The sequence below is a fragment of the Streptomyces sp. NPDC048612 genome, from assembly GCF_043199295.1.
GTDB lineage: Bacteria > Actinomycetota > Actinomycetes > Streptomycetales > Streptomycetaceae > Streptomyces.
Genome location: NZ_JBICVV010000003.1, coordinates 97,797 through 112,864, shown reverse-complemented (window position 1 = coordinate 112,864; position 15,068 = coordinate 97,797). Strand labels below are relative to the sequence as shown.

The 15,068-nt window shown below is 73.0% G+C and carries 1 protein-coding gene; it reads left to right on the top strand.

Annotated elements, in window-relative coordinates; translation table 11 throughout:
* The first annotated feature begins 28 nt into the window (after positions 1 to 28).
* Positions 29 to 14,878: a type I polyketide synthase gene (locus ACGFN2_RS06650; RefSeq protein ID WP_393358055.1), complete on the top strand. Its 14,850-nt coding sequence runs from the start codon at positions 29 to 31 to the stop codon at positions 14,876 to 14,878.
* Positions 14,879 to 15,068: the final 190 nt, after the last annotated feature.

Below are 15,068 nucleotides of genomic sequence, written 5' to 3'. Positions count from 1 at the left end.
CGCCGGTTTCTTGAAGGGCTGACGCTACATGGACAACGAGGACAAGCTCCGCGACTACCTCAAGCGGGTCACCACGGACTTGCGGCAGACCCGCCGCAGGCTGCAGGAGGTGGAGTCGCGGGAGCACGATCCCATCGCGATCGTCGCCATGGCCTGCCGCCTTCCGGGAGGAGTGCGCTCGCCCGAGGAGCTGTGGCGGCTGGTGGCCGAAGGCACCGACGCCATCGGGCCCATGCCGACCGACCGCGGCTGGGACGTGGAGAAGCTGTACGACCCGGACCCCGACCGGGCGGGCAGCAGCTATGTCCGCCAGGGCGGCTTCCTCTACGACGCCCCGGAGTTCGACGCCGGCTTCTTCGAGATCTCCCCACGCGAGGCCCTCGCCATGGACCCGCAGCAGCGGCTCCTCCTGGAGACCTCCTGGGAGGTCTTCGAGCGTGCGGGCATCGACCCGACATCGGTACGCGGCAGCGCGGCCGGCGTTTTCGTCGGGTCGAGCAATCAGGGCTATGCCGCTTCCACCGACGGGAGCACCGCCCCGGAGGGCGTCGAGGGTCATCTGCTGACCGGGGGCTCGGCGGCTGTCCTCTCCGGACGGCTCGCCTACAGCTTCGGGCTGGAGGGGCCGGCGGTCACCGTCGACACCATGTGCTCGTCCTCGCTGGTCGCCCTGCATCTCGCCGTCCAGGCACTGCGGCACGGCGAGTGCGAGATGGCGCTCGCCTGCGGCGCGACCGTGATGTCCTCGGTACGGAACTTCGTGGAGTTCAGCCGTCAGCGGGGGCTCGCGCGAGACGGCCGCTGCAAGCCGTTCGCCGCGGCCGCCGACGGCACCGCGTGGGGCGAAGGCGTCGGCGTCCTGCTGCTGGAGCGCCTGTCGGAGGCCCGCCGCAACGGCCATCCGGTACTGGCGGTGATCCGCGGCAGCGCCACCAACCAGGACGGTGCGTCGAACGGCCTGACCGCGCCGAACGGGCCTTCGCAGCAGCGGGTGATCCGGGCCGCGCTGGCCGATGCCGGTCTGTCGGCCGGTGCGGTGGACGTGGTGGAGGCGCACGGTACGGGCACGTCGCTGGGTGATCCGATCGAGGCGCAGGCGTTGCTGGCCACTTACGGGCAGGAGCGGGAGGCGGACCGGCCGCTGTGGCTCGGCTCGGTCAAGTCGAACATCGGGCATGCCCAAGCCGCCTCCGGCATCGCCGGAGTGATGAAGATGGTGCAGGCGCTGCGCCATGGCGTCCTGCCCGCGACGCTCCATGTCGACGCGCCCTCCCCGCATGTCGACTGGTCGACGGGGAACGTCCGTCTGCTCACCGACGAGACGGCATGGCCCGAGACCGACGCGCCCCGCCGGGCCGGTGTGTCGTCCTTCGGCGGCAGCGGCACCAACGCCCATGTCCTGCTCGAACAGGCGCCGGCCGCTGAATCCGCCGACGAACAGCCCGCAGCCTCCCCCGCCCGGGACCTGGCGCCCGCCACGCTGCCCTGGGTGGTCTCCGGCCGTTCCGCGACGGCCCTGCGTGCGCAGGCAGACCGGCTGGCGTCGTGGGCGGAGACCGCCGGACCGGCGCTGGCGGACACGGGACATGCGCTGGTGGCTTCGCGTGCGGCCCTGGAGCACCGGGCCGTGGTGGTGGGCGCCGACCAGGACGCACTCGTCGCCGGACTCCGTGCCGTGGCGGAGGGCGAGACGCCCGCCGGTGCGGTGGTGGGCGACGTGGGAGCCCTGGAGGGCGACGCCGATGTGGTGTTCGTGTTCCCGGGGCAGGGGTCGCAGTGGGTGGGGATGGCGGTGGAGTTGTTGGATTCTTCGCCGGTGTTTGCGGGTCGGTTGGCGGAGTGTGAGGCGGCGTTGGAGCCGTTCACGGACTGGTCGTTGAGTGGTGTGTTGCGTGGGGTGGGGGGTGCGCCGGGTCTGGATCGGGTGGATGTGGTGCAGCCGGTGTTGTGGGCGGTGATGGTGTCGTTGGCGGAGGTGTGGCGCGCCCACGGTGTGGAGCCTGCGGCGGTCGTCGGTCACAGTCAGGGGGAGATCGCGGCGGCGTGTGTCGCCGGGGCGTTGACTCTGGAAGATGGTGCCCGGGTGGTGGCGCTGCGGAGTAGGGCGATCCGTGCGCTGTCGGGTCGTGGCGGGATGGTGTCGGTGGCGCTGTCCTCGTCCGAGGTGGCGGAGCTGATCGAGCCGTGGGATGGCCGTGTTTCGGTTGCGGCGGTCAATGGTCCGTCGTCGGTGGTGGTCTCCGGTGATGCGGATGCGTTGGACGAGCTGATGGAGGGCTGCCGGGAGCGCGAGGTCCGGGCGCGTCGGATCGAGGTGGATTACGCCTCGCACTCGGCTCATGTGGAGTCGATCCGCGAGGAGTTGCTTGAGGTTCTGGCGCCGGTGGCGCCCAGGGTGTCTGAGGTGCCGTTCTTCTCGACGGTGACGGGGGAGTGGCTGGACACGGCGGAGATGGATGCCGGGTACTGGTTCACGAATCTGCGGCAGACGGTGCGGCTGGAGCCTGCGGTGCGTGAGCTGCTGGCGTCGGATCACCGGGTGTTCGTGGAGGTCAGCCCGCATCCGGTGCTGACGATGCCGGTGCAGGAGACCGCCGAGGCGGCGGGTGTGGAGGCGGTGGTGACGGGGACCCTGCGCCGGGACGACGGTGGTCTGTCGCGGCTCTACACGTCCCTCGGTGAGCTGTATGTGAACGGTGTGGAGGTGGATTGGTCGGCGGCCTTTGCGGGGCATCGGCCGCAGCTCGTCGACCTGCCCACCTACGCCTTCCAACGCCGCCGTTACTGGCTGGAGTCTGCGTCGTCGTCGGTGGGCGGCGCGGTCGACCCGGTGGATGCGCGGTTCTGGGATGCGGTGGAGCGTGCGGATCTGGAGGGTCTGGCGGCGACGTTGGGCCTGACGGAGCCGGGGGCTCTGGGTGAGGTGTTGCCGGTGCTGTCGTCGTGGCGGCAGGGCAGGCAGCAGCGGAGCACGGTGGACAGCTGGCGCTACCGGATCGCCTGGCGGCCCCAACCCGATCCAGAACAGGGCAAGTTGGAGGGTTCCTGGCTCGTCGTCGTACCCACCGACCACCTGGACAACGACCTCGTACGAGCCACTCTCCAGGGCATGGGGGACAGCGGCGCCGACGCCGTGCTCCTCGTCCTGGAGGAGTCGACCACCGACCGCCAAGGTGTGGCCGACCAGCTGCGCGACTCTCTCAGGGCCGGTGCCCCCAGCGGCGTTGTCTCCTTCCTCGCCCTGGATGAGCGGCCGCTGACCGGGCACCCCGAGGTCACCGTGGGACTGGTCCAGTCCGTGGCCCTGATGCAGGCGCTGCTCGACGCCGCGGTGGAGGTTCCGCTGTGGCTGCTCACGACCGAGTCCGCCGCAACCGGCTTCGCCGACGACCAGGTCCGGCATCCGCTCCAGGCAGCCGTCTGGGGCCTGGCCCGTGTGTTCGCCCTGGAGCACCCCAAGCTGTGGGGCGGCCTCGTCGACCTGCCCGTCGCACTGGACGACCAAGGGGCGGCCCTGCTGTCCGGGGTCCTCGCAGCGGGAGGGGAGGAGGATCAGCTTGCCCTCCGTGGCTCCGCACTCCTCACCCGCCGGCTCACCCGCGCCCCCCTGGATGGCGGCGAGCCGGTCACCCCCTGGCGCACCAGCGGAACCGCGCTGGTCACCGGCGGTACCGGAGGCCTCGGTGCGCACACCGCCCGGCTGCTCGCCCGCAACGGTGCCGAGCATCTGGTGCTGACCAGCCGACGCGGCCCGGACGCCCCGGGTGCGGCCGAACTCCGCGACGAACTGGCTGAGTTGGGTGCCCGGGTCACCATCGTCGCCTGCGATGTGACGGACGCCGACGCGCTGGCCGAGCTGGTCGCCCGGGTCGAGTCCGAGGGCCCGGCCATCCGCTCCGTCGTGCACACCGCCGGCGTCGGTCTGCTCGTGCCGCTCGCCGACACCACACTGGAGGAGTTCGCCGAGGGCGCCCGCGCCAAGCTGCTCGGCGCCCGCAACCTCGACGCGCTCTTCGACCGCGACGGGCTGGACGCGTTCGTGCTGTACTCGTCCGTCGCCGGCACCTGGGGCAGTGGCGACCACGGTGCCTACGCCGCATCGAACTCCTACGTAGACGCGCTCGCGGCACACCGCCGCGCCCGCGGCCTGACGGGTACCTCGATCGCCTGGGGCATCTGGAGCCCGGAAGGCGGCGGCATGGCCGTCGATGTCGTCCAGGAGCAACTGCGCTGGCGCGGCATCCCGTTCATGCCGGCGCAGCTTGCTGTACTGGGACTTCAGCAGGCGCTCGACCACGATGAGACCTTCCTCGCCGTGGCCGACATCGACTGGGAACGCTTCGTCCCCGTCTTCACCGCCGCGCACCGCCGTCCGCTGCTGCACGAGATCCCCGAGGTCCTGCGGGCGCTGGAGGCCGACGAGGCCGACACGGACGCCGCCGAGAACACCTCCGAGTCGCTCCGCTCCCAGCTCGCCGGGCTGGCACCCGCCGAACGTGAGCGGCAGCTCGCCGACCTCGTGCGCAAGCAGGTCGCCGCCGTGCTCGGACACGCGGACACGTCGGAGGTCGAGACCGGCCGCGCCTTCCGTGAGCTGGGATTCGACTCCCTCACCGCGGTCGAGCTGCGCAACCGGCTCAACACCGCCACCGGACAGAAGCTCCCCGTCACCGTGGTCTTCGACCATCCGAACGTGAAGGCGCTCGCCGGGCATCTGGAGACCACCTTGGTCGGTGCCGGCGGCCCGCCGTCCCTGCCGTCCGCGGCCCCGGACACCGCGACCCCCGTCGCTCCCGCGGACGACGACCCGATCGTCATCGTGTCCATGGCCTGCCGCTATCCGGGAGGGGTGCGGTCGCCCGAGGACCTGTGGCAGCTGGTGCGGGACCGGACGGACGCGATCTCGGAGTTCCCCGCCGACCGGGGCTGGGACCTCGACGGGCTCTACGACCCGGACCCGGACCGCACCGGCACCTGCTACGTCCGCGAAGGCGGATTCCTCGACGCGGCCGGTGACTTCGACCCCGAGTTCTTCGGGATCTCGCCGCGCGAGGCCCTCGCCATGGACCCGCAGCAACGCCTCCTCCTGGAGACCTCCTGGGAGGCGATCGAGCGCGGTGGCATCGACCCCAGAACGCTGCGCGGCACCCCGACCGGCGTCTTCTTCGGGGCCGCCTACCAGGGATACGGCAACGGCGAGGTCCCGGAAGGGCTGGAGGGGCATCTCATCACCGGCACGGTGACCAGCATCGCCTCCGGCCGCATCTCCTACACGCTCGGGCTGGAAGGCCCCGCGATCACGCTGGACACGGGCTGTTCGTCCTCGCTGGTGTCGCTGCATCTGGCCGTACAGGCACTGCGCTCGGGTGAGTGCTCCCTGGCGATCGCCGGTGCCGCGGCGGTGATGAGCGAACCGATCGGCCTCGTGGGTTTCAGCCGTCAGCGGGGGCTGGCGCGGGACGGGCGGTGCAAGCCGTTCTCGGCGGCGGCCGACGGTATGGGCATGGCCGAGGGTGTCGGCGTGCTGCTGGTGGAGCGTCTGTCGGATGCCCGGCGTAACGGGCACCCGGTGCTGGCGGTGGTCCGTGGAACGGCGATCAACCAGGACGGTGCCTCCAACGGTCTCACCGCACCCAACGGCCTCTCCCAGCAGCGGGTGATCCGGGCCGCGCTGGCCGATGCCGGTCTGTCGGCCGGTGAGGTGGATGCGGTGGAGGCGCACGGTACGGGCACGTCGCTGGGTGACCCGATCGAGGCGCAGGCGTTGCTGGCTACCTACGGGCAGGAGCGGGAGGCGGACCGGCCGCTGTGGCTCGGCTCGGTCAAGTCGAACATCGGGCACACCCAGGCAGCCTCCGGCATGGCCGGGATCATGAAGACGGTGCAGGCGCTACGCCACGGCGAGCTGCCGGCGACGCTCCACGCCGATGAACCATCGCCGCACGTGGAGTGGTCGTCGGGCGCGGTGGAGCTGCTGACCGAGGCCCGGCCGTGGATGGTGGAGGACGACCGCCCGCGCCGCGCCGGTGTCTCGTCCTTCGGTGTGAGTGGGACCAATGCGCATGTGATCGTCGAGCAGGCGGAGGAGTCCGACAGGGCTGGGACGGCTGGCATAGCGACGGCCGGTGCTCCGGCGTCGGGTGTGGTGGTGCCGTGGGTGGTGTCAGGGCGTTCTGCTGGTGCGTTGGTGGCTCAGGCGGAGCGGTTGGTGTCGCGGGTGGTGGGTGCCGGATGGTCGCCGGTTGATGTGGGTTGGTCGTTGGTGGCGTCGCGGTCGTCGTTCGAGCACCGGGCGGTGGTGGTGGGGTCGGATGTCGATGAACTGGCTGCCAAGATGCGGCAGTTGAGCCCGAGTGAGGGGACGGGCGATCCGGGCAGGACGGTGTTCGTGTTCCCGGGGCAGGGGTCGCAGTGGGTGGGGATGGCGGTGGAGTTGTTGGATTCCTCGCCGGTGTTCGCGGGTCGGTTGGCGGAGTGTGGGGCGGCGTTGGAGCCGTTTGTTGATTGGTCGTTGAGTGGTGCGTTGCGTGGGGTGGAGGGCGCGCCGGGCCTGGATCGGGTGGATGTGGTCCAGCCGGTGTTGTGGGCGGTGATGGTGTCGTTGGCCGAGGTCTGGCGGGCTCATGGCGTAGAGCCTGCGGCGGTGGTCGGTCACAGCCAGGGGGAGATCGCGGCGGCTTGCGTCGCCGGGGCGTTGACCCTGGAGGACGGTGCGCGGGTGGTGGCGCTGCGGAGTAGGGCGATCCGTGCGCTGTCGGGTCGTGGCGGGATGGTGTCCGTGGCCCTGTCCTCCTCCGAGGTCGCGGAGCTGATCGAGCCGTGGGGCGGCCGTGTTTCTGTCGCGGCGGTCAATGGTCCGTCGTCCGTCGCGGTCTCCGGTGATGCGGATGCGTTGGACGAGCTGATGGAGGGCTGCCGGGAGCGCGAGGTCCGGGCGCGTCGGATCGAGGTGGATTACGCCTCGCACTCGGCTCATGTGGAGTCGATCCGCGAGGAGTTGCTCAAGCTTCTGGCGCCGGTCGTACCCCGTACGTCGTCCGTGCCGTTCTTCTCGACGGTGACGGGGGAGTGGCTGGACACGGCGGAGATGGACGCCGGGTACTGGTTCAGGAATCTGCGGCAGACGGTGCGGCTGGAGCCTGCGGTGCGTGAGCTGCTGGCGTCGGATCACCGGGTGTTCGTGGAGGTCAGCCCGCACCCCGTCCTGGCGATGCCGGTGCAGGAGACTGCTGAGGCAGCGGGTGTGGATGCGGTGGTGACGGGGACGCTGCGCCGGGACGACGGTGGTCTGTCGCGGCTCTACACCTCCCTCGGCGAGGTGTACGTACACGGTGTGGACGTGGACTGGTCCCCGGCCTTCGCCGCGCATCATCCGCAGCTCGTCGACCTGCCCACCTACGCCTTCCAGCACCGCCGCTACTGGCTCGCGCCGCACAAGCCCGCGGCAGGGCCGGCCGTTTCGGGACTTGTGGACGCCGGATTCTGGGAGACCGTCGAGCGCGCGGATGCGGACGCCCTCGCCGAGACGCTCGGGCTGTCCGACGACGGTGCGCTGCGTGAGGTCCTGCCCGCGCTTTCGCTGTGGCACCGGCAACGGCAGCAGCGGAGCACGGTCGACGGGTGGCGCTACCGGATCGTCTGGCGACCCCAACCGGAGCCCGAGCGCACCGGCTTGGACGGTAGGTGGCTGGTCGTCCTACCCGACGGCCACCAGGACTCCCCGGTGGCCGAGGGCGTTGTCCGCGCGCTCCGGTCGGGTGCGGTGGACTTCGGGATCGTGACCGTCGGTGTGGAGGACGGCGACCGGGAACGCCTGGCCGGCCGACTGCGCGAGGAGGCGGGTACGGCGGCCGGGGCGTTCGCCGGGGTGCTCTCCCTCGTGGCCCTGGACGAGCAGCCGTGGGCCGCCACGGAGTCCCTGCCGGCTGGGCTGGTCCTGATGACGTCGCTGTTGCAGGCGCTCGGTGACGCCGGGATCGACGCCCCGCTGTGGTGTGTGACCCGCGGCGCGGTGTCGGTGAACCGGGCCGAGGCCCTCGATCACCCGGTGCAGGCGATGGCGTGGGGGCTGGGCCGGATCGCCGCCTTCGAGTATCCGCAGCGGTGGGGCGGACTCGTCGACCTGCCGGGCGAGTGGGATGACCGGGCCGGTCGGCGGCTGGTCGCGTTGCTGGCGCAGAACTCCGGCGAGGACCAGCTGGCGTTGCGTGGGTCCGGAGTCTTCACCCGCCGCATGCTGCGGTCGCTCCCGGGAGACCCGCCGGCCGGGGAGGGCTGGCGGCCGCGTGGCACTGTCCTGGTCACCGGTGGGACGGGCGCGTTGGGCGGGCACCTCGCCCGCTGGCTCGCCCGCAACGGCGCGGAGCATCTCGTGCTCGTCAGCCGCCGGGGCCCCGAGGCGCCGGGCGCCCAGGCGCTCGTCGAGGAGCTGGCCGCGCTCGGAGCGCGGGCAACCGTGCGGGCGTGTGATGTAGGCGACCGGGCGGCGGTGACGGCACTCCTCGCGAGCCTGCCGGAGGACCAGCCGCTGACCGCGGTGGTGCACACGGCAGGAGTCCTCGACGACGGGGTGATCGACCAGCTCACCCCCGACCGGGCCGAGACCGTGTGGGAGCCGAAGGCGGGGGCCGCTTTCGTCCTCCACGAGGCGACCCGGCACCTGGACCTGTCGGCCTTCGTCCTGTTCTCCTCCATGGCAGGCACGCTCGGCGGTCCCGGCCAGGGCAGCTACGCGGCGGCCAACGCCTGTCTGGACGCGCTCGCCCTGCAGCGCCGGGCCGAGGGACTGCCCGCGACGTCGATCGCCTGGGGAGCCTGGGGCGGCGGCGGTCTGGTGGGTGAGGAACTGGCGCAGCGGCTCCGCCGTGACGGAGTGCCGCCGATGGACCCCGATCTGGCCGTCTCGGCCCTGCAGACGGCCCTGGACCAGGGCGAGACGTTCCTGGTTGTCGCGGATGTCGACTGGCGCAGGGCCACGGCCCGGCGGGTCGCCGCGGTGAGTGAGCTGCCCGAGGTCCAGGCGTCGGCCGGCGACGGCACCGAGGGGGCCGCGGTGCGCGGCGACGCGGTGCCGCTCGTCGTACGGCTGAGGGAACTCGCGCCGGGGGAGCGGCGTACGGTGCTGCTGGACGCCGTACGGGCCGCGGCCGCCGCGGTTCTCGGCCACGACCGGCCCGACGCGATCCCCGGCGACCGGGCGTTCCGTGACCTGGGCTATGACTCGCTGACCGCCGTCGAGCTGCGCAACCGACTCGCCGAGGCGACCGGCCTGCGGCTGCCGGTCACCCTGGTGTTCGACCACCCGACGGCGGCCGCGCTCACGGCGTTCCTGCACGACGGGCTGTTCGGCGCGGTGCCGGAGAGCGCGGCCCCGGCCGCACCCGCCGTTCCGGTGGACGACGATCCGGTCGTCATCGTCGGGATGAGCTGCCGCTATCCGGGCGGGGCCGACACACCCGAGGAGCTGTGGCGGCTCCTCGACGAGGGCACCGACGCCGTCTCGGGGTTCCCCACCAACCGCGGCTGGGACATCGAGCGGCTCTACGACCCGGACCCCGACAAGCCCGGCACGTTCTACGCCCGCGACGGCGGGTTCCTCTACGACGCCGACCACTTCGACCCGGCGTTCTTCGGGATCTCACCGCGTGAGGCGGTCGCCATCGACCCCCAGCAGCGGCTCCTCCTGGAGACGTCCTGGGAAGCGATCGAGCGGGCGGGCATCGACCCGGAGACGCTCCGTGGCACGGCGGCCGGCGTCTTCGTCGGTTCGAACTACGACGACTACGGCTCCCGTGTGCGCACCGCCCCGGAGGGCATGGAGGGACATCTGGCGACGGGCAGCGCGAGCAGTGTCGCCTCCGGCCGTATCGCCTACACCCTGGGCCTGGAGGGACCGGCCGTCACGGTGGACACGGCCTGTTCGTCGTCGCTGGTCGCCCTGCATCTGGCGAGTCAGGCACTGCGGTCCGGCGAATGCACGCTCGCGCTGGCCGCCGGTGTGACGGTGATCTCGACCCCGCAGACCTTCATCGAGTTCAGCAGGCAGCGGGCACTCGCTCCCGACGGCCGCTGCAAGGCGTTCTCGGCGGACGCCGACGGCGCCGGATGGGCCGAGGGCGTCGGTGTCGTCCTGCTGGAGCGGCTGTCCGAGGCCCGCCGGCGCGGACACCCGGTGCTTGCCGTCGTCAGGGGCTCGGCCGTCAACCAGGACGGCGCCTCCAACGGCCTGACCGCACCCAACGGGCCCTCCCAACAGCGCGTCATCCGCCAGGCACTGGCCGGCGCGGGACTGTCCACGGGCGACATCGACGCCGTCGAGGCCCATGGGACCGGCACCCGGCTCGGCGACCCGATCGAGGCGCAGGCGCTCCTCGCCACCTACGGCCAGGGACGGCCTGCGGAACGCCCGTTGTGGCTCGGCTCGGTGAAGTCGAACATCGGCCACACCCAGGCGGCGGCCGGGGTCGCCGGCGTCATCAAGATGGTGCAGGCGATGCGGCACGGAGTGCTGCCGCGCACCCTGCACGCCGCGCAGCCGTCGCCGCACATCGACTGGTCGGCGGGGAACGTGCGGCTGCTGGGCGAGCCGCAGGAGTGGACACCGGGCGACGGCCCGCGCCGGGCCGGTGTCTCCGCCTTCGGCATCAGCGGCACCAACGCGCATGTGATTCTCGAAGAGTCCGAGCCCGAGCCGGTGGTCGTCGGGTCCGGCGGCACCCCACAGGGCCGTCAGCCGGAGACCGCGGGCGCGCCGACGGCCGTCGTCCCCTGGCTGCTGTCCGCCCGGGGCGCCCCGGCCCTGCGGGCCCAGGCCCGGCGGCTGGCGGAACACCTCGCCCGCAACCCCGAGTCCACCCCTGCCGAGATCGCGCTGTCCCTGGCCACCTCGCGCACCGCATTCGAGGACCGGGCCGCCTTCCTCGGCCAGGACACCGGTGAACTGACCGCGGCACTCCGGGCGTTCGCCGACGGCCGGGAGCACCCACGGGTCGCCGTGGACCGCGCCCGGCCCGGAAAGCTGGCCTTCCTCTTCCCGGGGCAGGGATCGCAGCGCGCCGGGACCGGACGGAGTCTCTACGCGACCCATGACGCCTTCGCCGACGCCCTGGACGCGGTCTGCGCACATCTGGACGGCTACCTCGACCGGCCCCTGCGCGAGGTGCTGTTCGCCCGGCCCGGCACACCCGAGGCGGACCTCCTCGACCGGACCCTCTACACCCAGGCCGGTCTCTTCGCCCTCGAAGTCGCCCTGTTCCGGCTGCTCGAAAGCTACGGGGTGCACCCGGACCTGCTGCTCGGCCACTCGATCGGGGAACTGGCCGCGGCACATGTCGCCGGGGTGTTCTCCCTGGCGGACGCCTGCCGTCTGGTCGCCGCCCGCGGCCGGCTGATGCAGGCGCTGCCCGCCGGCGGAGCGATGGTGTCCGTCCAAGCCGCCGAGGAGGACGTACTGCCGCTGCTCGCACCGTACGAGGGCAGGGTCGCGGTCGCCGCGGTCAACGGACCGGCCGCCACCGTCCTGAGCGGCGACGAGAACGCCGTCACCGAGGTCGCCGGACACCTGGCCGCCGCGGGACACCGGACCAAGCGGCTGCGGGTCAGCCATGCCTTCCACTCGGCCCGCATGGACGCGATGCTCGACGCATTCGCTTCCGTGGCAGCGGAGTTGAGCTACCAGCCGCCGACCGTACCCGTCGTCTCGAACGTCACCGGCCGCCCGGCCACGGCCGAGGAGCTGTGCAGCCCCGACTACTGGGTGCGCCACGTACGGCAGGCGGTCCGCTTCCACGACGGGACCCGCACCCTGGAAGAACTGGGCGCGCGCACCCTTCTCGACCTCGGGTCCGGGGTGCTGACCGCCATGGCGGACGACTGCCTGACCACGACCGACGGGGTCTTCCTCGGTGCGCTGCTGCGTCGCGACACCGAGGAGCCGGAGTCGCTCACCACCGCCCTCGCCCACCTGCATCTGCGCGGCCACGGCCCGGACTGGGAGCGCTGCCTCGCGTCCTCGGGCGCCCGGCGGGTGCCGCTGCCCACCTACCCGTTCCAGCGGCAGCGGTACTGGCTGGAGGCCGCTGACCCGACCGACGTCTCGGCCGTGGGGCTGGCGGCGGCGGGGCATCCGTTGCTCGGTGCGGCGGTGCCGCTCGCCGGTTCCGGTGGTGCCCTGTACACCGGGCTGCTCTCGGCGGGGCGTCAGCCGTGGCTGGCCGACCACGCCCTGGACGGCACGCTGCTGTTCCCCGGCACCGGATTCGTGGAACTGGCGCTCCATGCCTGCGAACGGACCGGCGCCGGCCACGTGGAGGAGCTGACTCTGCAGGCCCCGCTGGTGGTCCCGGAGGACGGCACGGTGCAGCTTCAGGTCACCGTCGGGGAGGCGGACGAGTCGGGCCGCCGCCCGCTGTCCGTGCACGCGCGCCCCGCGACCGGCACGGACGGCGAGGAGCAGCCCTGGACCCGGCACGCCGAGGGCACCCTCGCCGACGGCCCGCCCGCCACCGGGACGCCCGCCGGCCTCACCGCCTGGCCCCCGCCGGGTGCCGACCCGGTCGACGTCTCCGACCTGTACGAGCGCACCGCCGCGAACGGCTTCGCCTACGGACCCGCCTTCCGCGGTCTGCACGCCGCCTGGCGCCGGGGCGAGGAGGTGTTCGCCGAGGTCACCCTGCCCGAGCAGTACCGCGACACCGGCTTCGTACTGCATCCGGCGCTGCTGGACGCCGCGCTGCACACGGTCGCCCTGGCCGCACCCGACACCGAACGGGCCGTGCTGCCCTTCAGCTTCCGGGCGGTCACCGCGGCGGCCGCGGCCCGCCCGGACACCGTGCGGGTCCGTCTCGTCCGACAGGCCGACGACACCTACGGAGTGCAGCTGGCGGACGCCTCGGGCGCCCCGCTCGCCGCACTGCCGGCCTGCGTCCTGCGGCCGGTCGACCCCGCACAGCTGGCCGCCGCCGGACCGAAGCCGGCCGACCTGTACCGGATGGACTGGGCTGACCTGGCGCTGAGCGAACCTGTGGCCGAGCCGTATGCGGTCATCGGCACGGACGTACCCCAGGTCCCCGGCGACCACCACGCCCGGTACCCGGACCTGTCCGCGCTGACCGCGGCCGTCGACGCCGGGGCCGCGGTGCCCGCCACCGTTCTCCTCGGCTGCCGGCCGGCCGAGGGCGATCCGGCCGGGGCCACCCGCCGGGCCGTGCACCACGCACTGGACCTGGCACAGGACTGGCTCCGCGACGAGCGGTTCAGCGCCTCGCGGCTGGTCCTGTGCACCCGCGACGCCGTCGCGGACCGGGCCGGCGCGGCGGTTCCCGGACTGGCGCAGTCCGCCGTCTGGGGCCTCATCCGCACCGCCAAGGCCGAGAACCCCGGCCGCTTCGCGCTGCTCGACCACGACGGCACGGCACGGTCGGCAGCCGCGCTGCCCGCTGCCCTGGCGACCGGCGAACCCGAGATCGCGTTGCGCGAGGGCGGGGCCCGGGTGCCGCGTCTGGTGCGGGCCCGGACGGCCGAGCCGTTCCGGGGCCTCGGCGCCGACGGCACGGTACTGATCACCGGGGGCGGCGGCATGCTCGGCCGGCTCGTCGCCCGTCACCTGGTGACGGCTCATGGCGTACGCGGCCTGCTGCTCGCCGGCCGCCGTGGGCGGACAGCGGAGGGGATGCCCGAACTGGAGAAGGAACTGCGCGAGTTGGGCGCCGAGGTCGACATCGCCGCCTGCGATCTCACCGACCGGGCCGACACCGCCCGGCTGCTGGCCTCCGTACCCGCCGAACGCCCGCTCAGCGCGGTGATCCACACCGCGGGAGTCCTCGACGACGGGGTGCTCGGGTCCCTGACCGCGGACCGGGTGGACACCGTGCTGCGGGCCAAGACCGATGCCGTACTCCACCTCGACGAGCTGACCCGCGACCTCGACCTGACGGCGTTCGTCCTGTTCTCCTCGCTCGCCGGGACCTTCGGCGGGGTCGGACAAGGCAACTACGCGGCGGCCAACGCGTTCCTCGATGCCTTCGCCCACTCCCGGCGCGCCGCCGGCCGTCCCGCGGTCTCCCTCGCCTGGGGCCTGTGGGCCGAACGCAGCGGGATGACCACCAAGCTGGACGAGACCGACCTCCACCGGATGGCCAGGGGCGGGGTGCGCCCCATGCCCTCGGAGCAGGCCCTGGCGCTGCTCGATGCGGCACTCGCCACGGGCGAGCCGTTCCTCGTCCCGGCCCGGCTCGATCTGGCGGCGCTGCGGACCGCGGCCGGCGAAGTGCCCCCGCTGCTGCGGTCGCTGGCCGGCCCGCGGCCCCGGCCGGCGACCGGACGGCCGGGCCCCGCGCCCGCCGCCGAAGCCGATCAGCTCGGCACCCGCCTCGCCGCGCTGCCGGAGACGGACCGGCGTCAGGCGGTCCTCGACGCCGTCCTGGGCCAGGCCGCGCTGGTGCTGGGTCACACCTCGGCCGACGCGATCGACCCCGAGCGCGGCTTCCTGGAGCTGGGCTTCGACTCGCTGACCGCCGTCGAGCTGCGTAACCGGCTCACCACCGTGACCGGGGCGAGGCTGCCCGCGACCCTGCTGTTCGACTACCCTGAACCGGGCGACCTCGCCGACCATCTGCTCGGCAGGCTGGGCCCCGCGGTGCAGCAGCCGCCGGCCAACGGGGACCCCGCACCCGGCTCGCTCGACGCCTGGGAGGCACAGACCGAGCGGCTCATGGACGACACGGCCGCCAGGTCCTCGCTGCGCAGCCGGCTGCAGGGACTCATGGACCGGCTCGACAGCCTCCCCGAGGACCCGGACGCCGGGCTGGAGAACCGCCTGGACCAGGCATCGGACGAGGAGCTGTTCGACTTCATCGAGCAGGAACTCGGCGGGTCATGACGGGCTGACCGCCCGCCCGCACACCGGCTCCGGCCGCCCCCTGAGGCGCCGCCGGAGCCGGTGCCGTCCGGCAGCACCTCAGCAGGCAGGCCCAGGCCGGGCCCCCTTCCCGCAGGACACCCGGAGCCGGTGCCGACGGGCTCCCGGGCATGCCGTCGAAGCTGCCGGAGTACGTCCTAGGGGTTCTCTT